General features: G+C 69.5%; 26 protein-coding genes. 15 read left to right on the top strand and 11 right to left on the bottom strand.

Translation table 11 applies throughout. From position 1 onward, the window contains the following. Nucleotides 1-81 precede the first annotated feature (81 nt). From ABZS58_RS04000 to ABZS58_RS04010, 3 genes are read left to right on the top strand one after another with little or no spacing between them, the layout of a single operon-like run. Nucleotides 82-1,716 carry a sodium:solute symporter family protein gene (locus tag ABZS58_RS04000; protein ID WP_354777438.1) on the top strand — a complete coding sequence of 545 codons (1,635 nt, stop codon included), beginning with the start codon at nt 82-84 and terminating at the stop codon, nt 1,714-1,716. An 18-nt stretch (nt 1,717-1,734) separates the two neighbouring features. Beyond that, nucleotides 1,735-2,019 carry a hypothetical protein gene (locus tag ABZS58_RS04005; RefSeq protein ID WP_354777301.1) on the top strand — a complete coding sequence of 95 codons (285 nt, stop codon included), beginning with the start codon at nt 1,735-1,737 and terminating at the stop codon, nt 2,017-2,019. 43 nt (nt 2,020-2,062) lie between these two features. Next, nucleotides 2,063-2,212, top strand: coding sequence for a hypothetical protein (locus ABZS58_RS04010; RefSeq protein ID WP_354777303.1), 150 nt, complete (start codon nt 2,063-2,065; stop codon nt 2,210-2,212). Here the strand turns inward: ABZS58_RS04010 and ABZS58_RS04015 are convergent. Beyond that, on the bottom strand, nt 2,209-2,523 hold the full coding sequence (locus tag ABZS58_RS04015) for a hypothetical protein (RefSeq protein WP_354777305.1): 315 nt from the start codon (nt 2,521-2,523) through the stop codon (nt 2,209-2,211). The two genes, ABZS58_RS04010 and ABZS58_RS04015, sit on opposite strands and share 4 nt — an antisense overlap. Before the next feature lie 3 nt (nt 2,524-2,526). On the opposite strand from ABZS58_RS04015, the gene ABZS58_RS04020 reads away from it, so the two are divergent. The 3 genes from ABZS58_RS04020 to ABZS58_RS04030 are packed head-to-tail and all read left to right on the top strand — an operon-like array spanning nt 2,527 to nt 5,714. Continuing rightward, nucleotides 2,527-3,534: a hypothetical protein gene (locus tag ABZS58_RS04020; protein ID WP_354777307.1), complete on the top strand. Its 1,008-nt coding sequence runs from the start codon at nt 2,527-2,529 to the stop codon at nt 3,532-3,534. 18 nt (nt 3,535-3,552) lie between these two features. Continuing rightward, complete coding sequence (locus tag ABZS58_RS04025) at nt 3,553-4,248, top strand: response regulator transcription factor (RefSeq protein WP_354777309.1); 696 nt, start codon at nt 3,553-3,555, stop codon at nt 4,246-4,248. Beyond that, the gene (locus tag ABZS58_RS04030; protein ID WP_354777311.1) at nt 4,245-5,714 is read left to right on the top strand and encodes a HAMP domain-containing sensor histidine kinase; all 1,470 of its coding nucleotides are present in this window, start codon (nt 4,245-4,247) and stop codon (nt 5,712-5,714) included. Before ABZS58_RS04025 ends, ABZS58_RS04030 begins: the two co-directional genes overlap by 4 nt. Here ABZS58_RS04030 and ABZS58_RS04035 read toward each other — a convergent pair whose 3' ends face one another. Beyond that, nucleotides 5,715-8,597, bottom strand: a complete 2,883-nt coding sequence (locus ABZS58_RS04035) for a carbohydrate-binding protein (protein WP_354777313.1) — start codon at nt 8,595-8,597, stop codon at nt 5,715-5,717. Nucleotides 8,598-8,777: 180 nt separating this feature from the next. On the opposite strand from ABZS58_RS04035, the gene ABZS58_RS04040 reads away from it, so the two are divergent. Further along, a complete protein-coding gene (locus ABZS58_RS04040; RefSeq protein ID WP_354777315.1) occupies nt 8,778-9,248 on the top strand; it encodes an alpha/beta fold hydrolase in 471 nt (156 codons plus the stop codon). Here the strand turns inward: ABZS58_RS04040 and ABZS58_RS04045 are convergent. The 6 genes from ABZS58_RS04045 to ABZS58_RS04070 form a co-directional block, all read right to left on the bottom strand. Beyond that, nucleotides 9,236-10,327, bottom strand: a complete 1,092-nt coding sequence (locus tag ABZS58_RS04045; RefSeq protein ID WP_354777316.1) for a hypothetical protein — start codon at nt 10,325-10,327, stop codon at nt 9,236-9,238. The two genes, ABZS58_RS04040 and ABZS58_RS04045, sit on opposite strands and share 13 nt — an antisense overlap. Beyond that, a complete protein-coding gene (locus tag ABZS58_RS04050; protein ID WP_354777318.1) occupies nt 10,324-10,833 on the bottom strand; it encodes a SigE family RNA polymerase sigma factor in 510 nt (169 codons plus the stop codon). The genes ABZS58_RS04045 and ABZS58_RS04050 overlap by 4 nt, the downstream gene beginning before the upstream one ends. A 12-nt stretch (nt 10,834-10,845) precedes the next feature. Then, on the bottom strand, nt 10,846-11,055 hold the full coding sequence (locus ABZS58_RS04055) for a hypothetical protein (protein ID WP_354777320.1): 210 nt from the start codon (nt 11,053-11,055) through the stop codon (nt 10,846-10,848). 145 nt (nt 11,056-11,200) lie between these two features. Further along, nucleotides 11,201-11,659, bottom strand: coding sequence for a Rieske (2Fe-2S) protein (locus ABZS58_RS04060; protein WP_354777322.1), 459 nt, complete (start codon nt 11,657-11,659; stop codon nt 11,201-11,203). 17 nt (nt 11,660-11,676) lie between these two features. After that, nucleotides 11,677-12,255 (bottom strand): DUF6529 family protein, encoded by a 579-nt coding sequence (locus ABZS58_RS04065; protein ID WP_354777324.1) that lies wholly within the window; start codon nt 12,253-12,255, stop codon nt 11,677-11,679. A gap of 16 nt (nt 12,256-12,271) precedes the next feature. Continuing rightward, nucleotides 12,272-12,982, bottom strand: coding sequence for a hypothetical protein (locus tag ABZS58_RS04070; RefSeq protein WP_354777326.1), 711 nt, complete (start codon nt 12,980-12,982; stop codon nt 12,272-12,274). A 144-nt stretch (nt 12,983-13,126) separates the two neighbouring features. On the opposite strand from ABZS58_RS04070, the gene ABZS58_RS04075 reads away from it, so the two are divergent. The 8 genes from ABZS58_RS04075 (at nt 13,127) to ABZS58_RS04110 (ending at nt 22,515) form a co-directional block, all read left to right on the top strand. Next, a complete protein-coding gene (locus ABZS58_RS04075; protein ID WP_354777328.1) occupies nt 13,127-15,034 on the top strand; it encodes an adenylate/guanylate cyclase domain-containing protein in 1,908 nt (635 codons plus the stop codon). A 56-nt stretch (nt 15,035-15,090) separates the two neighbouring features. Continuing rightward, nucleotides 15,091-15,747, top strand: coding sequence for a Crp/Fnr family transcriptional regulator (locus tag ABZS58_RS04080; RefSeq protein WP_354777330.1), 657 nt, complete (start codon nt 15,091-15,093; stop codon nt 15,745-15,747). Between the two features lie 200 nt (nt 15,748-15,947). Continuing rightward, nucleotides 15,948-18,293 carry an immune inhibitor A domain-containing protein gene (locus ABZS58_RS04085; protein ID WP_354777332.1) on the top strand — a complete coding sequence of 782 codons (2,346 nt, stop codon included), beginning with the start codon at nt 15,948-15,950 and terminating at the stop codon, nt 18,291-18,293. A 51-nt stretch (nt 18,294-18,344) separates the two neighbouring features. Continuing rightward, nucleotides 18,345-18,773: a hypothetical protein gene (locus ABZS58_RS04090; protein WP_354777334.1), complete on the top strand. Its 429-nt coding sequence runs from the start codon at nt 18,345-18,347 to the stop codon at nt 18,771-18,773. Nucleotides 18,774-18,810: 37 nt separating this feature from the next. Continuing rightward, nucleotides 18,811-19,311: a redoxin domain-containing protein gene (locus ABZS58_RS04095; protein WP_354777336.1), complete on the top strand. Its 501-nt coding sequence runs from the start codon at nt 18,811-18,813 to the stop codon at nt 19,309-19,311. Further along, the gene (locus ABZS58_RS04100) at nt 19,308-19,862 is read left to right on the top strand and encodes a thioredoxin domain-containing protein (RefSeq protein WP_354777338.1); all 555 of its coding nucleotides are present in this window, start codon (nt 19,308-19,310) and stop codon (nt 19,860-19,862) included. The genes ABZS58_RS04095 and ABZS58_RS04100 overlap by 4 nt, the downstream gene beginning before the upstream one ends. Before the next feature lie 469 nt (nt 19,863-20,331). Then, the gene (locus ABZS58_RS04105; protein ID WP_354777340.1) at nt 20,332-20,958 is read left to right on the top strand and encodes a GPP34 family phosphoprotein; all 627 of its coding nucleotides are present in this window, start codon (nt 20,332-20,334) and stop codon (nt 20,956-20,958) included. A gap of 111 nt (nt 20,959-21,069) precedes the next feature. After that, nucleotides 21,070-22,515, top strand: a complete 1,446-nt coding sequence (locus tag ABZS58_RS04110; RefSeq protein ID WP_354777342.1) for an APC family permease — start codon at nt 21,070-21,072, stop codon at nt 22,513-22,515. A gap of 66 nt (nt 22,516-22,581) precedes the next feature. Here ABZS58_RS04110 and ABZS58_RS04115 read toward each other — a convergent pair whose 3' ends face one another. The 3 genes from ABZS58_RS04115 to ABZS58_RS04125 form a co-directional block, all read right to left on the bottom strand. Further along, nucleotides 22,582-22,776, bottom strand: a complete 195-nt coding sequence (locus ABZS58_RS04115; protein WP_354777344.1) for a hypothetical protein — start codon at nt 22,774-22,776, stop codon at nt 22,582-22,584. Beyond that, nucleotides 22,773-23,843, bottom strand: coding sequence for a LacI family DNA-binding transcriptional regulator (locus ABZS58_RS04120; RefSeq protein WP_354777346.1), 1,071 nt, complete (start codon nt 23,841-23,843; stop codon nt 22,773-22,775). Before ABZS58_RS04120 ends, ABZS58_RS04115 begins: the two co-directional genes overlap by 4 nt. A gap of 141 nt (nt 23,844-23,984) precedes the next feature. Then, nucleotides 23,985-25,094 (bottom strand): MBL fold metallo-hydrolase, encoded by a 1,110-nt coding sequence (locus tag ABZS58_RS04125; RefSeq protein ID WP_354777347.1) that lies wholly within the window; start codon nt 25,092-25,094, stop codon nt 23,985-23,987. Between the last annotated feature and the right edge of the window lie 85 nt (nt 25,095-25,179).

Below are 25,179 nucleotides of genomic sequence, written 5' to 3' on the forward strand. Positions count from 1 at the left end.
GCGGGGTAGGTGGATGGACGCTCACTCGTCGTCACTGGGGAGGAACGGGTGGAGACGCTCGCCGAAGGTCTACGCCTGCAGATGGACGCGCTGGACTACGTCCTGCTGTCGCTCTACTTCATCACCGTCCTGGGCGTGGGCCTCGCCGCCCGCCGCTCCATCAAGAACAGCGCCGACTTCTTCCTCTCGGGCCGTTCGCTGCCCGCCTGGGTGACCGGCCTCGCGTTCGTCTCCGCCAACCTGGGCGCCCTGGAGATCCTGGGCATGGCCGCCAACGGCGCCAAGTACGGCATGATGACCGTCCACTACTACTGGATCGGCGCCGTGCCGGCCATGGTGTTCCTCGGCATCGTGATGATGCCCTTCTACTACGGCTCCAAGGTCCGCAGCGTCCCCGAATACATGCGGCGCCGCTTCAACCGCCCGGCCCACCTGCTCAACGCCCTGTCGTTCGCGCTCGCCCAGGTCCTCATCGCCGGCGTGAACCTCTACGCCCTGGCCCTGATCATGCAGGCGCTGCTCGGCTGGCCGCTGTGGACCGCCATCGTGGTCGGCGCGGCGATCGTCCTGACGTACATCACCCTCGGCGGTCTCTCGAGCGCGATCTACAACGAGGTCCTCCAGTTCTTCGTGATCATCGCCGGCCTGCTGCCGATCGCGATCATCGGCCTGGTGAAGATGGGCGGGATCGACGGGCTCTTCGCCGCGGTCCGCGACACGAAGCTCGGCGAGGCCGGCCTGCACACCTGGGCCGACACCGGCGGCAGCGACAACCCGCTCGGCGCGTCGTGGTGGGGCATCGTCTTCGGCCTCGGGTTCGTGCTGTCGTTCGGCTACTGGACGACGAACTTCGCCGAGGTCCAGCGCGGTCTGTCGGCCCGCAACATGAGCGCCGCCCGGCGCACGCCGATCATCGCGGCCTACCCGAAGCTCCTCATCCCGTTCGTCACCGTCATCCCCGGCCTGGTCGCCCTCGTCACGGTCAAGGGCCTCGGGGCGGACAAGGGGGACCTGCAGTACAACAACGCCATCCCCCTGCTGATGCGCGACTTCCTGCCCAACGGGGTCCTCGGGATCGCCGTGACCGGTCTGCTCGCGTCGTTCATGGCGGGCATGGCGGCCAACGTGTCCGGGTTCAACACCGTCTTCACGTACGACATCTGGCAGGAGTACATTAAAAAGGACAAACCGGACGGTTACTATCTGAGCATCGGCCGGTGGATCACCGTCGTCGGCGTCGTGGTCGGCATCGGCACCGCGTTCATCGCGTCCGGCTACAGCAACATCATGGACTACATCCAGGCACTGTTCTCGCTGTTCAACGCCCCGCTGTTCGCGGCGTTCATCATCGGCATGTTCTGGAAGCGGATGACCGCCTGGGCGGGCTTCTGGGGGCTGCTCAGCGGCACGCTCGCGGCGTTCATCGTCTATGCGGGCTACAAGTGGTGGGGCATCTTCACGTTCGGCTCCGACCTCGACGAGTCCTTCTGGGGCGCGGGCATCGCGTTCGTGACCGTCGCGATCGTCTCCGTCGTCGTCACGCTCTTCACCACCAGCAAGACCGACGAAGAGCTCAGCGGCCTCGTGTACGGCATCGGCAGGCACGACCTGAAGGCCGGCGCGATCGCGGGCGACCGGGCCTGGTACCGGTCCCCGGTCCTGCTCGGTGTCGGCGCGCTGGTCCTGGCCGCCGCGTTCTACCTGCCGTTCCTGTAGTGGAGAGGGTGTCTGCACATGTCTGACCAGACGACGAAAGCGGAGACCGCCAGGGCGGCCCGGCTATTCGACGTGCGCCGCGTGATCGGCGGGCTCTTCACCGTGTACGGGGTGATCGTCACGATCCTCGGCATCTTCGACTCGCAGGAGGAGATCGACAAGGCCGCCGGGGTCCGGATCAACCTCTGGATCGGGCTCGGCATGCTCGCGCTCGGGCTGCTGTTCCTGCTCTGGCAGTGGTGGCGCCCGGCCGAGGCGCCCCCGGAGAGCGACATCCCCCCGGCGGACGAGATTCGGGACTAACTCCTGCTGTTGCGTTCCGGCGCGGCGAGGCACACTGCGCGACATGAAGATCGTGCTTGCCGACGCCGCGCCGGAGCCGTCGTTTCTGGCCGGGACGGCGATCGTCGTCGCGCTGGTGTGCGTGCTGTTCGTCGCCGCCCTGACCGTGCTCGTCGTCTGGCTGGTCCGCCGGACGAAGAACAGCCGCTACTAGAGCAGCAGCAGGCCGATGAGCAGCGACGCGGCATTCGCCCCGAGACTCGTGACCAGCAGCAGCACCGGGTCGCGGCGGCTGATGGTGTACAGCACCGCGGCCTCGACCAGCACGACCACGACCTCGGCGCTCCAGAACCGTGCGGCACCCGGCCTCGGCGCGAGGAACCACCACAGCACCGGGTGCGTCAGCAGGTTCACGAGCACGCCCAGCAACACGGCCCTCTTGAGTGGGGCGAGCCGCAATGTGGTCAGGGCCAGGGCGTACAACGGCACCTCCACGGCGAGGGTCAGCAGCAGCGCCGGGATCACCCGATGAAGGTAACCCTGCCGTTCGTGCTCGCCGCCGCCGCGGCACTGGCCGTCGCGCTCGGCGCGCCCCTCGCCACGACCGTGCTGGGACTGATCGCGTTCGGGGTGCTGCACAACGTCCTGGAGCTGCGGTACGTCGCCGGACGCTTCGCGCCGGTGCTCGGCGGCCGGCTCCTGGCGGTGCTGCTCGGGCTGATCAGCGTGATCGTGCTGTGCCGCATCGCCGCCATGTTCGTCGGTCAGCCCGCCCGGATCGCGGAGATCCTCGTCGGCTACGCGGTCCTCGCCGCCGGATGCGCGTACGCGCTGCGCGGCCGGCTCCTCGGGCTGTCCGGTGCGGCGCTCGCGGTCGCCTGCGCGGTGTCGCTGACCTGGCCGGCGTACCACTTCGTGGTCCTCGCGCACCTGCACAACGTCGTGCCGCTGTTCTTCCTGTGGGAATGGGCCGCGGCGCTGCCGGTGCTACAACGACGGTGGTTCCGATCTGTCCAGGTCGGCTGGGTCTTCGTGCTGCCGGTCGCCGTCCTGCTCGGCGTATTCGACGTCTCCTCGGTCTCCCCTTCGACCGTGGCGGCCTTCGCCGGCGACCCCGGGAGGATCGTGGCGCTCAGCGCGCCGCCCGGATCCTCCGTGGAGATCGGCGCCCGGTTCCTGGTCGTGTTCGCGTTCCTGCAGACCATGCACTACTTCGTGTGGGTCTATTTCCTGCCCCGGCACGCCCCTGATGCGGCCCGGGCGTTCGAGGCGCGGGTGCCGTGGCTGCGGGGTGTCCGGGCCTGGGCGCTCGGGCTCGGGCTCGGTGCCTTCCTCGGGGTCCTGTTCGCCGTGGACTACGCCTCCGGGCGGGCGCTCTACAGTGCATTTGCCTCATATCATGCGTACCTGGAGTTTCCCGTGGTGCTGGCGATGCTGCTCGGAGCGGGCGCAGCGCGTTCACAGCTGGTTTTCAGGGAATCCGCAACCAGTGGCCAGCAAACGGCGGCAGTCTCGATGGTGACAAGGGAATCCTGAAGGAACCGGGAGCGAATCATGACGCGGCTGCTTGTGGTCGACGACGAGCCGGACATCGTCGAGCTGCTGTCCGCGAGCCTGAAGTACCACGGCTACGACGTGTCGAGCGCCACCAGCGGCCGGCAGGCGATGGAGGAGGCGCGCCGCTTCCGGCCCGACATGATCCTCCTCGACGTCATGATGCCCGAGCTCGACGGCTTCGAGGTGCTGCGCAAGCTGCGCGGGGAGGGCACCCGTGTGCCCGTCCTCTTCCTCACCGCCCGCGACGCCACCGAGGACAAGATCAAGGGTCTGACCCTCGGCGGCGACGACTACGTCACCAAGCCCTTCAGCCTGTCGGAGATCCTCGCCCGCATCCAGGCCGTCCTGCGCCGGGTCGCCGACCCCGCCGGCGGCGCCGCCGCCCCTGCGTCGCGGCTGACCTTCGCCGACATCGAGCTCGACGAGGACACCCATGAGGTGTTCAAGGCGGGCCAGGAGGTCCAGCTGTCGCCGACGGAGTTCAAGCTGCTGCGGTACTTCATGACCAACCCGGGCCGCGTGCTGTCCAAGGCGCAGATCCTCGACCACGTGTGGCAGTACGACTTCGGCGGCGACGCCGGTGTCGTCGAGTCCTACGTCTCCTACCTCCGCAAGAAGATCGACACTTCCGAGCCGCGCCTGCTGCAGACCCTGCGCGGCGTCGGCTACTCCCTGCGCCTCCCGCGGACATGAGAGCCTGGCCCCTGCGGGTCAAGCTGGTCGCCCTGATGCTGGTGCTGCTCACCGCGGCACTCGTCCTGACCGGCGGCGTCAGCCTCTACAGCACCCGCTCCTTCGCCTACCAGCGCGTCGACGACCAGCTGCACAACAGCGTCCGCGGCCCGAAGAGCGACGCCTGCCGGGTGACCGCCGAGGGGAACCCGTACGGTCCGGCCCAGCGCAGCGCCTACTGGGTCGCCTGCGCGATGAACCCGGACGATCCGCTCGTCCAGAAGACCTTCCTGCCGAGCCCGAGCAACGACAGCCAGGGCGCGCCGGACCTGCCGGCCACCACCGTCGTCGACCTGGTGGCCACGGCCGAGCTCACCCCACAGAACGAATACCTGATCACGGTCCCGCCGAAGGGTGGCGTGGGCCATGACTGGCGCGTCCTCGTGACGCAGCAGCCGACCCCCAACGGCTGGCGGTGGGTCGTGGCCGGCCTCAGCCTCGACGAGGTCGACGAGACCGTCAACCGGCAGCTCTGGGTCACCGTCGGCGTCGGCGTCGGCGTCCTGCTGGTGCTCGCCGTCGTCGCGTACCTGCTCGTGCGGTCCAGCCTCAGGCCGCTCGTCGAGGTCGAGCAGACCGCCGAGGCCATCGCCGCCGGGGACCTGACGCGGCGCGTACCGGAGGCGGATCCCCGGACCGAGGTCGGTGGACTGTCGATGGCGCTGAACACGATGCTGGGGCAGATCGAGACGGCGTTCGAGGAGCGTCGCGCGTCGGAGGAGGCGGCCCTCGCGTCGGAGGAGCGGATGCGCCGGTTCGTCGCCGACGCCAGTCACGAGCTGCGCACCCCGCTGACCTCGATCCGCGGCTTCGCCGAGCTGCACCGCCAGTCGGGCCGTGAGGACGAGACCGTCGGCCGGATCGAGCACCACGCCACCCGCATGGGCCTGCTCGTCGACGACCTGCTGCTGCTCGCCCGGATGGACCAGCAGCGCCCGCTGGAGAAGAAGCCCGTCGACCTGCTGGCGCTGGCCACCGACGCGATGATCGACGCCCGGGTCACCGCCCATCACCACAAGCTGCGCCTGCGCACGCTCGGGGGCGGCGACGACGACGTGGACCTGGAGGAGCCGGTCGTCCTCGGCGACGAGACCCGGCTGCGGCAGGTGCTGCAGAACCTGATCACCAACGCGATGACCCACACCCCGCCGGACACCGAGATCACCGTCTTCGTCGGCACCGAGGGCCGCGACGCGGTCCTCGAGGTCGCCGACAACGGCCCCGGCATGACCGAGGAGGACGCCGGCCGCGTCTTCGAGCGCTTCTACCGGCTCGAGCGGAGCCGGACCCGCTTCGTCGGCGGGTCCGGCTCAGGCCTGGGCCTGTCGATCGTGAGCGCCCTGGTGGCCGCGCACGGCGGCAAGGTGACCCTGCGCACGGCGCCCGGGGAGGGCGCCGCGTTCAAGGTCACGCTGCCGCTGATGTGACTAGGGGTGGGTCCAGGTCTGGGCGCCTGTGCCGTTGCAGTCGTAGATCTGCAACTGGGTGCCGTTGGTGGTGGTGGAGCCCGGGATGTCCAGGCACTTGTTCGCCTGCGGGTTGCGGATCGCGTTGTTCGACTCGATCACCCACTGCTGGGCGGCGGTGCCGTTGCAGGTGTACAGCTGCACCAGCGTCCCGTTGGTCGTCCCGCTGGCCTTCACGTCGAGGCACTTGCCGGCCAGGCCGGTGATCGTGCCGTTGGCGTTGACCGTCCACTGCTGCGCGCCCGTGCCGTTGCAGTCGTAGATCTGGACCTTCGTCCCGTCGGCGGTCTGGCTCGCGTTGATGTCGGCGCACTTGCCGAGCGCCGTCAGCGTGCCGGTCCGCGTGCCGCCGGGGGAGCCGATGCCGGGGCCGGTGAAGGTATAGCTGTCCAGGTCCAGGATCGCCCCCGAGCCGCCGGTGAACACGATGTACAGGTCGTGCGTCCCGTCGTCGGGCTTGGTGACCGGGCCGCTGACCTCGGCGTAGGTCTCCCAGCCGCCGGTGTTCGGCACGGTGAGGCGGGCGACCTCGGTGCCGGTGGGGGAGTCGTAGCGGAAGGAGACCGTGCCGCCGCCGCCACCGGAGGAGACCCGGGCCTTGACGCCCGTGATGTTCTTCAGCGAGACCGCGTGGTGCCGGACGCTCTCCCCGGACTGGATGTCGCCGAGCCGCTTGCCGCCGTCGGCCGCCGCGGCCGTGATGACCTGCGGGCCGGACAGCGACACGTAGTGCTCGGCCTGCCAGTACTTGGGCCAGAGCGTGAACTCCGAGGAGCCGGTCAGCGGCACCGAGCCCGCCGCGCCGTTGTCCGTGTACGTGGCGCGCACGACGAAGAACAGCACCGAGTCGGGTCCGGCGTGCACCGGTCCGGTGTTGAAGGTCGCCGAGCAGCCGGTGCCGGAGCCCTCGTCGTGGGCGTGCTCCTGGTGGCCGAGAGCGACCGCGATCACGATCTTCGAGCAGTCGACCGGGCCGTCCTGCGGGTCGGTGGCCGAGGCCGTGACCGTGAAGTTGTCGTTCCAGTCGAACATGCCGCCGGCCGGCACACCGGAGATCGTGACGGAAGGACGGTTGTTGCCGACCGTGATCGGCACCAGCGTGGTCCCGGTGTGGCCCGCGGGGTCGCGCACCGTCAGCCGGGCCTGCTTCGCGCCGTTCGTGGTGTACGTGTACGACGGGTTCGCGGCCGTCGAGTCCGTCGTGCCGTTGTTGTCGAAGTCCCAGGCGTAGGTGATGGTGTCGCCGTCGGGGTCGCTCGACCCGGCGCTGGAGAAGGTCACGGCCAGCGGCGCGAGCCCGTTGTCCTTGTTGACGGTGGCCTTGGCGACCGGTGACCGTCCACCCTGGACATAGTTGATTTTGTACAGGCCGGCGTCGGCGGCACCGGAGAAGTAGCCGCTGCCGTACTCCAGCATGTACATCGAGCCGTCGGGGCCGAACTGCCAGTCGATCGGGTGCACGAAGGGCGCGCCCGCGTTGACCGGCTCGATCCCGCCCGAGACCGGGTTGCCGGTGGCCGGGTTGCCGTTGTCGAAGTTGACCATCTTCACCCAGTTGCGGCAGTACTCCGAGATGATCCACTTGTTGTCGTAGTACTGCGGCCACTTCACCGACGAGTTGAGGTTGGGGTCGTAGTGGTAAACCTCGGTGTGGTTCGGTGAGCCGCAGCCGCCGGGGCTGTCCAGCTGGGGCCACTGCACGCTGCCGCCGTGCTGCTCCCAGACCAGCGCCGGCTTGGTCGCCGGGAGCTGCTGCAGGCCGGTGTTGCGCGGGGAGTTGTTGACCGGGCCGGTGCTGCCACCGCACGGGAACCAGCCGCGGGGCGCGTTGGCCGCGAAGTCCCAGTCGTTGTAGGCCACGTTCGGCCCGCCGCAGTAGGGCCAGCCGTAGTTGCCCGGCCCGCTCGCCCGGTTGAACTCGTCGAACGCCGCCGGGCCGCGGTTGGCGACCGTGGCACCGGCGTCGGGGCCGACCTCGCCCCAGTAGAGGGTGTTGTTGGCCTTGGTGTCGACCCAGATCCGGTACGGGTTCCGGGTGCCCATGATGTAGATCTCGCCACGGGTCTGCGCGCTCTGCGCGAAGAGGTTCCCGGACGGGATCGTGTAGGTGCCGTTGCTCTCCGGGTGGATCCGGTTGATCTTCCCGCGCAGGTCGTTGGTGTTGCCGGAGGTGCGCTGGGCGTCGTACTGCGGGTCCCGGTTGGTCCGCTCGTCGATCGGCGCCATGCCGGCCGAGTCGCCACCGGAGTTGGTGTTGTCACCGACCGCGAAGTACAGGTTGTTGTTGCTGTCCCAGGTCATCGACCCGGCCGAGTGGCAGCAGAGGTTCCGTTCTGTCGGCCACTCGATGATCATGTCCTCACTGGCGGGGTCGAGGACGTTCGTCGAGGCGTTGAACGTGAACCGGGAGATCCGGTTGACCAGCGGGGTCACCTTCGGGGAGTAGAAGATGAAGACCCACCGGTTGGTGGCGAACTGCGGGTGCAGCGTGATGCCGATCAGGCCGTCCTCGAAGCGCGCGTCCAGCTGGAGCGTCAGCGCCACGGTCGTGGACTGGGTCGTGGGGTTGTACAGCCGGACCTGGCCGCCGCCGGCGGTCGTGCCCCGGTTGATGTACATGACCTTGCCGTCGGGCAGGACGGCCAGCTCGATCGGCTCGCCCATGGTGAGCCCGCCGTCCAGCTTGACCTTCTCGAAGTCGCTGGCGGGCGGCGGTGCCGCGACGGCCGGTGCGGGTGCGGCGACCTCGACTGCCGCGAACGTCGCGACACTCACGAGACTGGATGCGATCAGGGCCAGGGCAGACGTGCCGACGGTCCATCGTCGGCGGTGGGGGTGTTTCACCGGACCTCCTGTTAGCGGACAGGTCGATGGCCTCCCGCCGACTGGAGGACATCGATGTGCGCCAGACAGTAGCGTCTTTCGTTCAAAAACAACAGACTTTCTTCTATGTCTGCAAAAGTTGCGTCCCTCTTGCGGGGGTGATCTGCAGCGGTCTCGCGACAGTTTGGGTATGAAATGAGGGTGTTCGATGAACGGGTCGACCTCTGGGACGTGACCCTCCGGGTCCGCCGCGAAGGCACCGGGACGCCGGTGCTGCTCCTGCACGGCCACGCCGGCACCCTGGAGGCCTGGGACCCCCTCGCCCCGCTCCTCGCCGCCCGGCACACCGTGGTCCGCCCTGACCTGCGCGGTTACGGCGGATCCAGCCGTGAGACCGACGAGGGCTGGCCGGCGCTGGAGCACGAGATGGTGCTGGACTGCCTGGCGCTCATGCACTCGCTCGGCCACGACAGCTTCGCCGTCGTCGGGCGGGACCTCGGCGGGCACGTGGCGGCCCGGCTGGCAGCGGAACATCCGACGAAGATCGACCGCCTGGTCGTCATCGACGCAGTCCCGCTGCCCCCTCCCACCCGCCCGACCCTCACGCTGTGGTCGGGCGGGCCCCCGTTCACCGAATCGCTGATCGCCTTCCTGGGTGCTCAGGCCCGGTAGTAGGCGACCGCGCCGGTGTCATGCGCCGGCAGCTGGTAGGTGTGCACGACCTTCCACGCCGTGTCGAGCACCTTCACCTGGGTCGCGGTGACCAGCACCGCTCCGTCCGCGCGGAAGAACACGTGCTGGAACGTGCCCAGCTGCGTCAGGCGCTTCTTGGCGACGGTGTCGTAGACCAGCACCGCCTGGTACACGTGGCTCGGGTCGCTGTTGACGTTGCCCAGTGCCAGGTAGCGGCCGTCGTCGGAGACGGCCTGGACCGACGTCGGGCAGCCGGCGGTGCGGTCGCACTCGTCCTGCCCGGCGACGGACACCGTCCGCGGCGAGCTGCCGTCCACCTTCGAGATCTTGAGGGCGTCGACCTGCGTCGGGTGCACGTAGGCGATCGTCGTGCCGTTCGGCGAGTAGGCCAGGTACTGCGGCTTGTCGCGGAAGGGCTTGCTCGTGCCGGTCGTCGCGTCGTACTGGACGCCGTCCGCGATCAGCGCGGTGCCGTCCGGGGTCCAGACGACGGTGCTGCCGCTGTCCCAGTTGACGTCGTGCGCGATCGTCTTGCGCGCCCCGCCGCTGCTCACGACGACCAGGTCGCCCGGGAGGACCTGCGTCCAGTTCGGCGACGTGTTGATCGCGAGGCGGGTCCCGTCCGGTGACGGCGTCGCGTATACGTCCTTGCTGGTGGCGGTGCCGAAGGTGACCTTCTGGGGAGTACCGCCGACGATCCGCAGGAGTTCGATCGGCTTGCCCGCTTTCAGTGTGAGGAACGACAGCTCGCCCGGGATCGCGTCCACTGTGGACGCGGGTGTGGACGGCGGCTTCGACACCGGCGGCGCGGCCGGCGAGGACGGCGGCGCGGTGGAGGCGCCCGGCACCAGGTCCGGGCGCTTGTCCTCGGACTGGAACTGCAGCAGGGTCGCGCCGCCGGTCAGGGCCGCCACCACCGCGACCGCGGCGGCGGACGTGGCGATCATCCGGCGGGTCCGCAGCCGCCGTGAGGTGCCGTCGACCCGGTTGCGGAGGTCGGTGAGGTCGGTGCCGGTCATCTCGCCGGCCAGATCGTCGAACTGCTCGTGCAGGTTCATCGGAACATCCCCTCCGTCGCCAGGTCCGGCAGCGCCTTGCGCAGCGCCGCCAGGCCGCGGGACAAGTGGCTCTTCAGGGTGCCGACCCGGCAGCCCAGCAGCTCGGCGGCGGCCGCCTCGCTGTAGTCCTCGAAGTAGCGCAGCACCAGGGCCGCGCGTTGCCGGGTCGGCAGGGTCAGCAGCGCCCTTCGCAGCGCCAGCCGGTTTGCCGCGTCTCCGGCCTGGTCGCGACCGTCGCGGCGCTCCGGCAGGTCGCCGGGGAGCGACTCCGGGACGCGTTTGCGGCGCCACCGGCTGACCTGCAGGTTGTACATGACCTGGCGGGCGTATGCCTCAGGATTGCCCCCGTCACGCAACTTCTTCCACGCGCGGTGCGTGCGGGCCAGGGCGTCCTGCACCAGGTCCTCGGCGAGGTGCCGGTCACCGGTCAGCAGGTAGGCCGTGCGCAGCAGCGCGGGGGTACGGGCCCGGTAGAAGGCCTCGAAATCGTGCTCGTGCTGGTTCATCGCCGCGCGAACTTACGCGGTGTAGGAGAGCTCGCCGGCGGCGGGCGCCGGGTATGTGCCGGTCACGTGCCAGGAGGAGGCGACGACGTGCGGCCCCTTGGCGCCGGCCGACGCGGGCGGGGCGTTGTCCTGGACCGTGGAGTTCGGTGCGGTGCTCGGCTGCTGGGCCCGGCAGGCGGCGAGCCCGGCGGCGAAGGCGAAGGTGCGAGCGGTGCGGCTCATGGGTGGCATTCCTTCCGTGGTGTGTGCCAGTGACCGCTATAAACGCCACCTCCGCGGGATCGGGTTACACGGGATCCGGAAATCTTTTGGAAAAGCCGGGTGCCCGGGATCCGCGAGGGATCCCGGGCACCCGACCCTGTGGGAGTCAGGCCTTGGAGATGGTGTCGCCGTCGACCTTGATAGCGACGGCCTTGAGCGCCTTGCCGGCCGGACCGTTCGCGACCGAACCGTCCGCGACCTTGAACTTGCTGCCGTGGCACGGGCAGTTGATGGTGCCGCCGGACACGTCTCCCACGACGCAGCCGGCGTGCGTGCACACGGCGGTGAAGCACTTGAACTGGCCGGCGGTCGGCTGGGTCACCACGATCTTCTGGTCCTCGAAGATCTTGCCGCCGCCGACGGGGATGTCGGACGTCTTGGCAAAGCCGGCGGCAGGGGCACCGCCCTCAGCGGCGGTGGTGGTGCCGCCCGCGGGCGGCGGTGCGCCCGCGCCCGCATCGGAAGAGGTCCCTGTGTCGCCGTAGGCCGCGCAGCCCGCGAGGGCCGCGGTGAGCCCCACCGCGCCGGCGCCGGTCAGCAGGGTCCGTCGAGTCGTGTTGCTCATGGTGCTGCGATCCCCTTTCAGATCTTGACGCCGAATGTGGTGAAGAACCACAGCGCGGAGGTGACGAACAGGCCGGACAGTGCGGTGAAGACCAGGCCGCCGAACAGCGGCAGGGCCCAGTTCGGCACGCCCTTCTTCGCCAGGATCAACATCTTCGCGGCGAAGACGCCGTAGAAGAAGCAGCCGAACAGCGAGTGCATGAGCGTACGGGTGTCGAAGTCCGCGAAGCCCAGCGCGTACAGGCAGTGCAGGGCGACCGGGATCGACGCGATGAACGCCAGGCGGCCGGACCAGCGGTGCACCCCGCCGAGCCAGGACGCGTTGCGCAGCGGGATCTTGCCGTACATGACGAGCGCGGTGAACAGCTGCACGACGGCGAGCACGAAGGCCAGCGTGGCGAGCCACACCTTGACCGTCTGCGGGCTGGAGAAGCCCGCGACGTTCACCGCGATGCCGGTCGGCTCGTGCAGCTTGCCGTAAACGCCGAGGGCGCCGGCGACGAAGCAGGCGACCAGCACCGGCACGATGAGGGTCGCGGCCGTCTTGGGGTTGGTGGGCTGGACGACCGGAGCGGTCTGGGTCTCATCCGGGGACATGGTGACGGCTCTCCTCTCAGTAACCGGAGCCGGCGGCGGGGTTGCCCGCCTCGATCGGGATCTGCGTGCCGTCGACCGTGGCGGTCCTGCTGTTCACGTCGAACGGCGGCGCCTCGCTGGTCTCACCGTTCCTGGTCTGCACGCCGACCTGGCGGCCGTCGGGCAGCACGACCCAGCTGGCGTCGAGCTTGCCGCGCAGCGACGCGGCCGAGCGGTACAGCCCGGACGGAGCGGTCGCGGTCTTGATCGTGAAGCCCCACGACCTGGTGCCGGCGCTGACGTTGCCCTTGGCCTGGCCGCTGCCGTAGGTGCCTTTCAGGCTGCCCTTGGCGCCGGTCAGCTCGATCTGACCGTTGGCCATCGTGCCGTTGAGCCACGCCTCGACCTTCTTGCCGTCGCAGACGTAGGCGATCGCCTTGCCGTTGTTGACGACGATGGCGAGTGACGCCGCACCGCCGTCGACGGCGCCGGCGTAGGTGACCGTGCCCTGCTGAGCGGCGTTGCCGCCGCCGTCGCCGACCGCCGCGCTGGACGCCGGGGCGGCGGCGCTTCCGGGTGGGTCCGCGGCCGGCTGTGAAGACGCCGGCGCGGCTGCCGTCGTGGCGGCCTGGTTCGCCGCCGCGTTGTTCTTCTCGACATCGTTGCTGAGGTCGACATTGAGCGTGTACAGGACGCCGGCCACTACAAGTCCGGCGCCGAGCGTGATGAGCGGTGCCTTGAACTTCATCGGTAACTCCCACAGTTGATCGCACCCGACAGGTGCTTCGCTGAATATGAGACCGAGGTTGGCGTACGGTGTCTGCGTCCAAAGACGCACAACGCAACTGCTGCAATGTCGCCGAAGTGACCAGCCTCGAGAATGGTGCGTTCGATGCCTCGTGTCGTCGTGTGGGCAACCCACCTCGCCCTGCCGCTCGCCGGGTTGTGGCTGCTGCTGACCAGGCCCGGGGCGGACCTGATCTGGCAGCATCACGACACGCACTTCTGGCTGGTCCTCACCGTCGCCGCGGTCAACATCGCGGTCGGCGCGGCGATGAGCGTGGCCGCCCGCCGGCGGCAGGACGGGCGGCTGTTCCTGGTCTCGCTGGTGTTCCTGTCCGGTGCCGGTTTTCTTTTCGCACACGCGCTCGCCACGCCGAAGGTCCTCATCGCGCACCCGAATGCCGGATTCGACATGGCAATGGCCGTCGGATTGATCATCGGCTCCGTTCTCGCGGTGGTGTCGTCGGTACGACTGCCGCCCGGCATCACGAAATGGCAGCTCGTCCTCCGCCCGCTGCTGGCGCTGGTGCTGTTCGCGTGGATCGTCGTCTCGGTGCTCGACCTGCCGCCGCTGAACCGGCAGACCCAGGTGCGTGACGTCGAGGGCCCGATGGTGTTCGCCTCCTACGCCGCGGTCGCGCTCTACCTGGTCGCCGCGGTGCGTTTCTACCTGCGGTACCGGCGCACCCCCGGCGTGGTGCTGATGTCCGTGGTGACCGCGTTCGTGCTGCTCGCCGAGGCGATGCTGACGGTGACCCTGGCGGACAAGTGGCGGTTGTCATGGTGGGAGTGGCACCTGATCCTCACCGCCGCGTTCCTGTTCGTCGGCTACTCCGCCTACGTGCAGTACCGGCGCGAGGGCAGCGCGGCCGGGCTCTTCGACGGCATCGCGGTCGCCGAGACCACCCGCCGGATCCGCGCGCAGTACGAGACCGCGCTCGAGGAGCTGGTCACCGCCCTGCAGGAGTCCGAGGCGGGCGGCCGGCCGGAGCGGCTCGCGGCGCGGATGGCGGAGCGCTTCGGCCTCACCGAGAAGCAGGCGGAGGTCCTCGACCGGGCCGCCGCCGCGCTGCTCGCCGAGCGCGACCTGTCCGGCCGGCTCGGCGCCCTCGTCACCGTCGGCGAGCAGGCCCGCGTCGGCGCCGGCGAGCAGGAGTTCCTGCGCTCGGCGGTGGAGGCGGTCCGCCCGTCCTTCGGCGACGTCGAGGTCGGCCTGGTCCACGACGGCGTGCCGGGTGTGACCGGGCAGGACGTGCTGCCGCTGACGGTCAAGGGCCAGGTCGCCGGCGGGGTGCGCATCCCCGCCACCGGCCGCCCCGAGCTGCGCGCGACCCTGGCCAACCAACTGTCCATCGGCCTGGAGAACTCGCGCCTGTACGGGGAACTGTCGACGCTCTTCCGGCAGTACATGTCGCCGGACGTCGCGGCCGCGCTGCTCGCCGACCCCGACCAGGCCGCGCTCGGCGGTCAGCTGGTCGACGTGACCGCGCTCTTCGCCGACCTGCGCGGCTTCACGACCTTCTCCGAGGCCGTCGAGCCCGGTGAGATCGTCGAGATGCTCAACCGGTACCACGGGGTCGCGGTGCCCTGCATCCTCGACAACGGCGGCACGATCGTGCAGTTCGTCGGCGACGCGCTGCTGGCGCTGTTCAACGCGCCCGCCCGGCAGCACGACCACGAGACCCGCGCGGTCAGGGCCGCCCTCGAAATGCAGGAGGCGGTCCGCGGGATCGCCGCCGGTCACCCGGACTGGCCGAAGTTCCGGGTCGGCGCCAACACCGGCCCGGCGCTCGTCGGCAACATCGGCAGCGAGCTGCTGCGCGGCTTCAACGCGATGGGCGACGCCGTCAACGTCGCCGCCCGGCTGCAGACGATCGCCGAGCCGGGCCAGGTCGTCATCGGTGGCGTCACCTACGACGCGCTGCGCGGCGCGGTCGCCACCCCGCTCGGCGAGCTGGAAGTGAAAGGTCGCCGACAGACAGTCCGGGCATATGTGGTGCAGAGTTTGCAATCGTGACCGAGTTCTTCGACCTGCTGAATTCGAGTTGGTGACGAGCGGAGCGAGGAGGCAGCTTGACCGAGTTCTTCGACCTTCTGAACACAGCCGAGCAGGCCGCCCTGGAGGCGGCCGGGCACCGGCGGCAGTGGAAGCGCGGCGCGGTCATCTTCCGCGAGGCGAGCCGCTCCGAGTCGGTGATCATCCTCAAGGACGGCCGGGTCAAGGTCTCCTCCGACACGGCCTCGGGCACCGAGGTGGTCCTCGCCGTGCGCGGGCCCGGTGCGCTGGTCGGCGAGTTCTCCGCCATGGACGGCGGACCCATGTCGGCGACCGTCACCGCGCTGGAGCCGGTCGCCGCACTGACCGTCCCGACGCCGGAGTTCGAGCGGTACCTGCTGAGCCACGGCCGGGTCACGATGCTGCTCATGCGCCAGCTGATCGGCCGGGTGCGGGACGCGGACCGCAAGCGGATCGAGTTCGGCGCCTACGACACCACCGGACGGGTCGCGGCGCGCCTCGTCGAGCTCGCCGAGCGCTTCGGCGAGCAGACCGGGGAAGGGCTGCGCATCAGCCTGCCGCTGTCGCAGGACGAGCTCGCCGGCTGGACCGGATCGTCCCGTGAGGCGGTCACGAAGGCGCTGCGCACGCTGCGTGAGGAGGGCTGGATCCAGACCGGCCGCCTGCACGTGATTGTCCGGGACCTCGCCGCGTTGAGAGACCGCGCTCAATAGACGCGGGTTCACCCTTGCTTTGACCCTTCGAAGTATGCGCATACCCCGCTGTTGATCTTCACGCGTCACAAGGACCACCTAGTCTCTCGCGACAGGTGCATCGAGGCATCGACATCATGCCTGGGTGCTTTCGCCCCACCAGGGAGGTACCTGTGCGTAAGTTGACCGTGGGACTTCTGAGTCTCACGCTTGCGTCGGGTATGGGGGTGTTCGTCGGTGGTGGTGCCGCATTCGCGGTGCCGTCAGCCGGGGGACCGTCCGTAGCCGACGCCGCGTCACCCTCCGACGAGCTGCCTAACCCGTTGGAGGACAAGCGGCGCGAAAGTCGTGAGGTCGCGATCTCGCAGATTCTGAGCGGCCAGGCGACGCCGGAGAAGCGCGGATCGAGCACGGTCGTCAAGATCGGCAAGAAGGGTCAGAGCGGTAAGGGTGGCGACACCAAGACCAAGCAGGCCCGCGTCGACCAGTACGTCGAGCTGAGCCGCGAGAAGACCGACAAGATCTTCGTCGTCCTCGCCGAGTTCGGCAACCAGCGGCACCCGAGCTACCCGGACCAGGACACGAGCCCCGCCACCCCGGGGCCGACGGTGTTCGACGGGCCGCTGCACAACGCGATCCCCGCCCCGGACCGGTCGGTCGACAACTCGACCGTCTGGGAGCAGGACTTCAGCCAGCAGTACTTCTACAACAAGTACTTCGCCACCGGCAGCGGTGCGGAGTCGCTGAAGACGTACTACGAGAAGCAGTCCTCGGGTCGCTACAGCGTCGAGGGTCTCGTCACCGACTGGGTGAAGGTGCCGTACAACGAGGCCCGGTACGGCCGCAGCAACGGCTACCCGTGCGCCAGCAACGTCTGCAGCAACACCTGGTACCTGCTCCAGGACGCGATCACCGCATGGGTGGCCGGCCAGCAGGCCCAGGGCAAGACCGACGCGCAGATCAAGGCCGCCCTCGCCTCCTACGACCAGTGGGACCGGTTCGACTACGACGGCGACGGCGACTTCAACGAGCCCGACGGCTACATCGACCACTTCCAGATCGTCCACTCCGGCGGCGACCAGGCCGACGGCGACCCGTACCAGGGCGAGGACGCGATCTGGAGCCACCGCTGGGCGGCGTTCCAGAACTTCACCAGCGGCCCCGCGTTCAACAAGATGGGCGGCACGCAGATCGGCACCACCGGTCTGTGGGTGCGTGACTACACGATCCAGCCCGAGAACGGCGGCCTGAGCGTGTTCGCGCACGAGTACGGCCACGACCTCGGTCTGCCGGACCACTACGACACCTCGGGCGCCGGCGGCAACGCCGAGAACCCGGTCAACTGGTGGACCATCATGGCGCAGAGCCGGGTCAGCAAGGCCGGCGACCAGAACATCGCGGACCGCGCCGCGGACCTCGGTGCCTGGGACAAGCTGCAGCTCGGCTGGCTCGACTACGAGATCGTCGTGGCCGGGCAGAACAAGACGCTGGACCTCGGGCCGCACGAGTACAACAGCAACAAGCCCCAGGCCGTCGTCGTGGTCCTGCCGAAGAAGCAGATCGTGACCCAGCTCCCGGCCCCGCCGGAAGGCACCAAGTCGTGGTGGAGCGGATCCGGCGACGACCTGAACAACTCGCTGGCCCGCACCGTGGCGATCCCCGCCGGCACGACGACGCTGAGCTTCAAGGCGGCGTGGGACATCGAGGACTGCGGCCCCGACGCGTGTGACTACGCCTACGTCGAGGTGGACGACGGCACCGGGTACAAGTCGATCCCGGGCAACATCACCACCGCGGCCGAGGGCAACGGCATCGACGGGACCAGCGCGGGCTTCGTGCCGGCGACGTTCGACCTGTCCGCCTACGCGGGCAAGACGGTCGGCCTGCGGTTCCACTACTTCACCGACGGTGCCGCCGGCGGCCAGGGCTTCTTCGCCGACGACATCAAGGTGACCAACGGCGCGACCACCGTCTTCGCCGACGGTGCCGAGGCCGGCGCCAACGGCTGGACCGCGGTCGGCTTCACCGCCGTGGGCAGCACGATGACCACCGCTTACGACAACTTCTACATCGCCTCGAACCGCCAGTACGTGTCCTGGGACCAGTACCTGAAGACGGGCCCGTACAACTTCGGCTTCGCGGCCAAGCCGGACCTGGTGGAGCACTTCCCGTACGAGCAGGGCCTCCTGGTGACCTACTGGGACACGTCCTACTCGGACAACAACACCAGCCAGCACCACGGCGGTGGCCTGATCCTGCCGGTCGACGCGCACCCTGACCTGATCTACAAGCTGGACGGCACCCCGTGGCGTCCGCGCATCCAGGGCTACGACGCGACGTTCGGCTCGACCAAGGCCAGCTCGTTCACCCTGCACTACGGCCCGAACGCCACCGCGAGCTACATCCGCGGCCAGAACGGTGTCGCGACGTTCGACGACAGCAAGAACTACTACCGCGAGGACCCGGCCACCAGCACGTACTACGGTGTCAAGGTCCCCAACAACGGTGTGAAGATCAAGGTCGTGTCGACCAGCGGCACCACCGTGAAGGTCAAGATCTCCGGCTGAGCGGATAGTCGCTAGTCGGAACCAAGTACGGCGGGAGGAGGTCCAAGTGCCATGAAACGCACACTGGGCCTCCTCCTCGCCGTATCGGTCCTTGCCGGGTGTGCCGCGAAGTCAGTGGACAACGCGGCCGCACCTGCCGGCTCCGCTCCGGCTCCCACCGTGGCGCCCTCGGCGCCCTCTGCGTCGAAGCCCAGCTCCGACCCCTCGGTGCTCACCACCCTGCCGAGCGGGGTGCCGAAGACCACCGCGCCGCACGAGCCGACCGACGACTTCACCGTGGTCACCATGACCGGCCAGGTCCGCCGTGACGGCGCCTGCGTCGAGCTGGTCACGTCCTCGATGGTGTGGGTGCTGATCGGCCCGCCCGCCGTCGGCCTCAACGCCGGCCAGCGGGTCACGGTCACCGGCCTGCCCGACCCGGGCTTCGAGTCGCGGTGCACCGGTAGCCCGCTCAAGGTCACCACGGTCACCCCGGCCTAGTGACCCGCCCCGCCGCGCCGCGGCGAACCGTTGAGGCATGAGCGGTTCTGTATCCCAGTCGGTGCTCCACGCCGGACAGCGGGCGCCCGACTTCGAGTTGCCCGTCGCACCGGACCACAAGGTCGGCACGAGCCAGTTCCGTGGCCGCCCGGCGGTGCTCGCGTTCTACCCTGCCGACTGGAGCCCGGTCTGCGGCGACCAGATGGCGCTGTATCAGGCGGTCATGCCGGAGTTCGAGCGCTACAACGCCGGCGTGGCGGGCATCTCCGTGGACAACGTCTGGTCGCACCGGGCGTTCGCGGAGGACCGGGGGATCACGTTCCCATTGCTGGCCGACTTCGAGCCCAAGGGCGACGTCGCCCGGCGCTTCGGCGTCTACAACGAGCAGACCGGGGTCTGCGAGCGGGCCCTCTTCGTGCTCGACGGCGACGGCGTGGTGGCCTGGAGCCAGGTCTCGCCGCCCGGGGTCAACCCCGGTGCCGACGGGATCCTCAACGCTCTGGAGGGCATGGCGAGCGAACGGCGGCCGGTGCTGTGACCACGACTCCGTTCCAGGTGACGGTGGCCCGGCTGGTCGTGCCGGTCGGGGCCGAGGAGCACACCCTGTCCGACGGCGCGGTGTCGCTGGTGGAGTACGGCGACTACCAGTGCCCGTACTGCGGCATGGCCCACGCGATCGTGCAGGACCTGCTGCGGCTGCGGCACGAGACGGTCCGGTACACGTACCGGCACTTCCCGCTCACCAACGTGCACCCCTACGCCGACCTGGCCGCGGAGGTCGCGGAGGCGGCCGCGGTCAGGGGGAAGTTCTGGCCGGCGCACGACTGGCTCTTCGAGCACCAGCGCAGCATCAACCCGCGCCAGCTGATGGTCGGCGTCGAGCGGCTGGGCCTGCCGTCGGAGGAGATCGCCGACGAGGTCGGCGCGCACGTCCACCTCGACCGGGTCCGTCGAGACTTCGTCGGTGGGGTCCGCAGCGGGGTCAACGGCACGCCGACGTTCTTCATCAACGGCGTCCGCCACGACGGCGGCTACGGCCTCGAGGAGCTCCTCGAGGCCGTCGACGAGGCGGCCGAGGCGGCGGTCTGACCTTTCCCGCAATGTTCTGACCTTTCCCGCAACGTGAGGCCGGCTCCCATTACGCGCCGTGTGGGAGCCGGCCTCCACGGGTGTCCGCCGACGGTTACCCTGCGCAATATCGATGACTGACTTCTGTACCGCAATCAGCAGCGAACAAGGCCCAACAATGCCCTCTCGGTACGGATCAGAATGTTACCCAGGGTTGGGCCGGGTGACGTTTGGACCCGAATTAGGAATCATCACGCTCGGTAGCTTTTGCTGGCTGAGCCGGGCGTCAATGTTGCTACAGGGGATGGCCAATTATTCAAATCTCTATTACATAAGTTGCGGAGCCCTGTCCCGCAGTGCATGCTTTCGCGTTGGGTCCGTGAGATCTTTCGGATCCAAACTGAGCTGAAGATGGAAGTGCGGTGACAGTGCGCGCCAGGCTGGGGTTCGTGGCGCTCTTCACCCTGCCCTCTTCGAGGAGTGCGGGCGGATGCTGCTTGCAGATGACTTCTTCCTGATCGCGCACGACGACCGGGACGGACGGTCCCGCCTGTCACAGCGCGCGGTCGACCTCGGCCTCGCGGGAGCGATGCTCGGCGAGCTCGTGCTGGAGCAGCGGATCGTCTGCGAGGGCGACCGGCTCCGCGTGATCAGCAGGGAGCCTCCCTCCGACCCGCTGGCGCACACCAACCTCGCCACCATGATCGCCGAGACGCAGCACCGCGAGATCCGCACCTGGCTGCTCTTCCTAGGCCAGACCGCGGTCGACGCGGTCGGCCAGCGCCTCGCCCGCGTCGGCCTGGTCGAACAGACCCAGGTCCGGCGGCTGCTGCGCACCACGACCCGATGGGTGTCCACCGACATCAACCTCCCGGCCGGGCGGGTGGTGCGGCTGCGCCGCCTGCTCACCGGCCAGGAGCCGATGCGGGTCGCGGACACCACCCTCGCCGGGCTGGCGGATGCGACCGGCCTGACCGGTCACGTCCTCTGGGACACCGACCAGACCAGCGTGCGACGACTGCAACAGGCGGTCAGTGCCCTGCCTCCACCGCTGCGCGACCTGATCCTCCAGGTCGAGTCGGCGGTCGGCGACGCGGTGCTGTCGCAGCGCGGCTAGCGGACTTTCCTCTCCCCTTCCCCCCTTTAACCCCCTGGAGGACCGATGTCCGCAACGTCGCCCACGCGACCGAGCGTGGTATCCCAGGCACTGGCCCGAGACCGTCTCGGCGTGCCTTCCGTCATCATGTTCGCCCTCACGGCGGCCGCCCCCCTCATGGTGGTCGGCGCACTCGTCTCGTCGGCCTGGGCCTGGGTCGGCGTGACCGGCTTCCCGCTCGCGTTCATCATCATCGCGGCCGTCCTGGCGCTGTTCAGCTTCGGCTACGTCGCGATGTCCCGGCACATCACCAACGCCGGCGCGTTCTACAGCTACATCTCCCAGGGCCTCGGCCGGCCGCTGGGCGTCGGCGGCTCGCTGGTCGCGCTGCTCGCCTACAACCTGCTGCAGATCGGGCTCTACGGCGCCTTCGGCTTCTTCGCCTCGGTGATCCTCGCCGAGAAGAACATCGCCACGGTCGACTGGTGGATCCTGGCGCTCGGGCTGTGGCTGGTCATCGCGGTGCTCGGCCTGCTGCGGGTCGACGTCAACAGCAAGGTCCTCATGGTCCTGCTCGGCGCCGAGCTGATCGCCGTGACGGTCTTCGACTTCATCTTCCTGAGCAACCCGGCGGAGGGCGGCATCACCCTCGAGCCGTTCGCCTGGGGCTCGCTGAAGGACGCGGCCGGCCCGGCCTTCGCCGTCTGCATCACGGCGTTCGTCGGCTTCGAGGCCGCGCCGGTCTTCGCCGAGGAGGCCCGTGGCAAGAACCGGACCGTCGCGGTCGCGACCTTCCTCGGTCTCGCCGTCATGGTCGTGTCGTACGCCGTCACCAGCTGGGCCGCCGCGGTCAGCATCGGCGTCGACAAGACCGTGCCGCTCGCGCAGGAGACGGCCGCCGGTGGCGGTCCCTTCTTCCCGACCCTCGCCGAGAAGGGTGGCACCTGGGCCGCCGACCTCGGTCTCATCCTGCTGACCACCAGCATCGCGGCCGCGGCCCTGAGCTACCACAACACGACCGCGCGCTACGCGTTCGCGCTCGGCCGCGAGCGGGTCCTCCCGGCGTTCTTCGGCCGCACCCGGGCCCGCTCCGGCGCCCCGGCGGCCGGCTCGATCTTCCAGACCGTGGTCGCGCTCGTCGTCCTGGTGCTCTTCGCGGTCCAGGGCTGGGACCCGATGCTCAACCTGTTCTTCTGGCTGGGCACCTCCGGCGGCGTCGGCGTGCTGTTCCTGGTCTTCGCCACCTCGCTGTCGGTCATCGGGTACTTCCTGAAGGACGCTCGCGGCGAGGGCGCCTGGTCGCGGCTCATCGCCCCGATCCTGTCGTCGGTCGCGCTGGCCTACATCATCTGGCTCGTCGTCGACAACTTCGGTGGTCTGCTCGGCTTCGCCCCCGGCACCGAGAACGCCGCCGTCTGGGCGTTCCCGACGGCGTACGGCGCGGTCGCCCTCATCGGCATCATCTGGGCGCTGATCCTGCGGGCCACCAGCCGGCAGGACTACGACTCGATCGGCCTCGGCGCCCGCGCCAACACCGCCCGGTCGGACAACCCGGACTTCGCCTCGTCGCAGCGGTAACCGGTTCGGACACACGAAAGCGCCCGGGGCGGTTGCCCCGGGCGCTTCTCGTTGAGCCGCCCGCGATTACCCGTAGGTGAGGGCCGGCGTGGGCTCGACCCGGTCTGCCGCGCGGCGCAGCGTGCGAGCGGTGAAGTTGCGCATCTTGCCCATGGTCACCGACTCACGGCGACGGTCGTCGATGACGGGGGCGTTGGGCAGCGCCGAGGTGGCCTCCAGGCGGACGGCCTCCAGCGACATGATCAGGGCGATCGGGGTCATGGCTTCTCCTTGGCAGTGTTGGGTCCGGTGGTCGACCTGACCACCAGGGATACGGGCAGCGTCAGGCGACGCAGCGCCGGGTCCTCGGGCGGGTCGAGCAGCAGCTCGCCCGCGAGCCGCCCGCGCTCGACGCTGGGCTGGCGGATCGTGGTGAGCCCGGCGGCGCCGGCCTCGGGGATGTCGTCGAAGCCGGTGACCGAGACGTCCCGGCCGGCCTGCAGGCCCCGCACCCGCAGCGCGTCGAGGACGCCGAGGGCGAGGACGTCGGAGGTGCAGAGGATCGCGGTCGCCCGGTCGAGCCGGTCGAGCGCGTGGGCCGCCGCTTCGGCGCCCTCCTCGCGCTGGTTGCCCGCCGCGTTGATCAGCGCGACCTTCTCCCACGGCACCCCCGCGGCCAGCAGCGCGTCGCGGAAGCCGCGGACCCGCTCGCCGGTCACGTAGTAGCGCAGGTCGTCGGGGTCGGCGTGCACCTGTGCGGTGACGCCGTCGTCGACGATCCAGTGCGCCACCACCGCGATGTCGCGGTGGCCGAGGTTGACGACGTGCTCGCCCAGCCGCCGGGCCGCCGCGCGCTCGTCGATGCCGACGTAGCTCGCCTCCGGCCCGAACGCCAGCGGGTCCTCGCCGATCACGACAGGCACCCCGCGGGAGCGGACGAGGTCGAGTGCGGAGTGCCAGTCGGGCACGCAGTACAGGCAGAAGGCGTCGACGGCTGCGTTGCTGATGACGCGCCGGCCCGCCTCCTCGTCCTTGGGCAGGTTGAGCAGCAGCAGCGAGGTCTCCCGCGCCGAGGCCGCTTCCGCGAGCCCGCGCAGGTAGGCCACCGCGTAGGGGTCGGTGAACGCCATCGACAGGTTGTCGGTCAGCAGCACACCGATCGCGTTGACCTTGCCGCTGCGCAGCGAACGCGCCGTCGGGTTGGGACCCGAATAGCCCAGCCGCTGCGCCGCCGAGAGGATCCTGGCGCGCAGCTCAGGGGAGAGCTGATCCGGCCGGCTGTAGGCGTTGGACACCGTGCTGCGTGACACGCCGAGCTCGTCGGCGATGGTCTGCAACGTCGCTTTCATGGCTCAGGTCCCTCCCTTCTCTGCATCGATCCAGCATTGTCTGTATCGATACAGTACGTCGAGAGGGCCTGTCATCGCCAGTGGTTTGCCGGGTCCTGGCGTGTGTGTCCCGACACGTGCTCTGAGCTGCGCATGTAACCCTTACGCAATAGCGCGCCACCACGGTTCAACTGCCGGCAACGCGTCGATGTTGATCCGGTCACCCGGGCGCGGGATCGCGAGCGTGATGTCGCGGGCCGCGGCCTCGTCGAGCAGCCGCTCGACCGGCTCCGACCACGCGTGCACGGCCAGGTTGAACGTGCACCAGTGCAGCGGGATCAGCACCCCGGCCCGCACGTCCAGGTGCGCGCTCGCCCCGTCCTCGGGCTTCATGTGGATGTCCGGCCACGCGTCGCCATACGCGCCGACCTGGATCAGCGACACGTCGAACGGCCCGTGCAGCTCGCCGATCTCCTTGTAACCACCCCAGTAGCCGGAGTCACCGGTGTAGAACAGGCTGCGCCGCTCGCCCTTGACCGCCCACGACGCCCACAGCGTGCCGTCACGGCTGAACCGCCGGCCGGAGAAGTGCCGCGCCGCCGTCGCGGTCAGCGTGACGTGCCGGACGTCGAACGACTCGTCCCAGTCCAGCTCGATGATCCGGTCCAGTGGCACACCCCAGCGCTCCAGGTGCGCCCCGACGCCCAGCGGCACCAGGAACGGCGCCTGCTGGGTGCGCGCGAGGGCCTTGATGGACGCGAGGTCCAGGTGGTCGTAGTGGTCGTGCGAGATCACGATCGCGTCGATCCTCGGCAGCTCCTCGAGCCCGAGCGGCATCGGGTGCAGCCGCTTCGGCCCGACGAACGACGTCGGCGAGCACCGGTCGCTCCACACCGGGTCGAACAGCACCCGCACGCCCTCGACCTCCGCCAGGGCCGTCGAGTGTCCCAGCCAGGTGACGTGCAGGTCGCCTTCCTGCTTCGCGGGGAACGCCGGCCTCACCACCGGAATCACCCCCTTCGGGCGCCGGGGCTGCTGGCCCAGGAGCAGTTCGCGGAACGCGGCCGCCATCGCGCCGTCGGGCAGCACCTCACGCGGCACAGGGTTCACGAACCTGCCGTCCCCATACTGCGGGGACCGCCGCATCCGCTCCGCACGCGCACCGGAGGCCACCGCGCCCAACTGCGCCGGAAGATCACGCAGCGCCCACGCCACCCCACCTGCCGCGGCGGCGATCGCCGCCAACGTCAGGACCCGTGTCGTCTTGCCCATGCTCCGTCGACCTCCAGTTCACCAGCCATGTCGTGAGCTTGCGCACCAAGCTTTCCATCGGCGCGACAACCACGGTTGCACGGAT

The organism is Dactylosporangium sp. NPDC005555 (assembly GCF_040605635.1).
Taxonomy (GTDB): Bacteria; Actinomycetota; Actinomycetes; order Mycobacteriales; family Micromonosporaceae; genus Dactylosporangium.

Coding starts and splice junctions, on each gene's coding strand:
- ABZS58_RS04000 (WP_354777438.1), top strand. CDS start 82: ATGGACGCGCTGGACTACGTCCTGCTGTCGCTCTACTTCATCACCGTC.
- ABZS58_RS04005 (WP_354777301.1), top strand. CDS start 1,735: ATGTCTGACCAGACGACGAAAGCGGAGACCGCCAGGGCGGCCCGGCTA.
- ABZS58_RS04010 (WP_354777303.1), top strand. CDS start 2,063: ATGAAGATCGTGCTTGCCGACGCCGCGCCGGAGCCGTCGTTTCTGGCC.
- ABZS58_RS04020 (WP_354777307.1), top strand. CDS start 2,527: ATGAAGGTAACCCTGCCGTTCGTGCTCGCCGCCGCCGCGGCACTGGCC.
- ABZS58_RS04025 (WP_354777309.1), top strand. CDS start 3,553: ATGACGCGGCTGCTTGTGGTCGACGACGAGCCGGACATCGTCGAGCTG.
- ABZS58_RS04030 (WP_354777311.1), top strand. CDS start 4,245: ATGAGAGCCTGGCCCCTGCGGGTCAAGCTGGTCGCCCTGATGCTGGTG.
- ABZS58_RS04045 (WP_354777316.1), bottom strand. CDS start 10,327: ATGAACCTGCACGAGCAGTTCGACGATCTGGCCGGCGAGATGACCGGC.
- ABZS58_RS04050 (WP_354777318.1), bottom strand. CDS start 10,833: ATGAACCAGCACGAGCACGATTTCGAGGCCTTCTACCGGGCCCGTACC.
- ABZS58_RS04055 (WP_354777320.1), bottom strand. CDS start 11,055: ATGAGCCGCACCGCTCGCACCTTCGCCTTCGCCGCCGGGCTCGCCGCC.
- ABZS58_RS04060 (WP_354777322.1), bottom strand. CDS start 11,659: ATGAGCAACACGACTCGACGGACCCTGCTGACCGGCGCCGGCGCGGTG.
- ABZS58_RS04065 (WP_354777324.1), bottom strand. CDS start 12,255: ATGTCCCCGGATGAGACCCAGACCGCTCCGGTCGTCCAGCCCACCAAC.
- ABZS58_RS04070 (WP_354777326.1), bottom strand. CDS start 12,982: ATGAAGTTCAAGGCACCGCTCATCACGCTCGGCGCCGGACTTGTAGTG.
- ABZS58_RS04075 (WP_354777328.1), top strand. CDS start 13,127: ATGCCTCGTGTCGTCGTGTGGGCAACCCACCTCGCCCTGCCGCTCGCC.
- ABZS58_RS04085 (WP_354777332.1), top strand. CDS start 15,948: ATGGGGGTGTTCGTCGGTGGTGGTGCCGCATTCGCGGTGCCGTCAGCC.
- ABZS58_RS04090 (WP_354777334.1), top strand. CDS start 18,345: ATGAAACGCACACTGGGCCTCCTCCTCGCCGTATCGGTCCTTGCCGGG.
- ABZS58_RS04095 (WP_354777336.1), top strand. CDS start 18,811: ATGAGCGGTTCTGTATCCCAGTCGGTGCTCCACGCCGGACAGCGGGCG.
- ABZS58_RS04105 (WP_354777340.1), top strand. CDS start 20,332: ATGCTGCTTGCAGATGACTTCTTCCTGATCGCGCACGACGACCGGGAC.
- ABZS58_RS04115 (WP_354777344.1), bottom strand. CDS start 22,776: ATGACCCCGATCGCCCTGATCATGTCGCTGGAGGCCGTCCGCCTGGAG.
- ABZS58_RS04120 (WP_354777346.1), bottom strand. CDS start 23,843: ATGAAAGCGACGTTGCAGACCATCGCCGACGAGCTCGGCGTGTCACGC.
- ABZS58_RS04125 (WP_354777347.1), bottom strand. CDS start 25,094: ATGGGCAAGACGACACGGGTCCTGACGTTGGCGGCGATCGCCGCCGCG.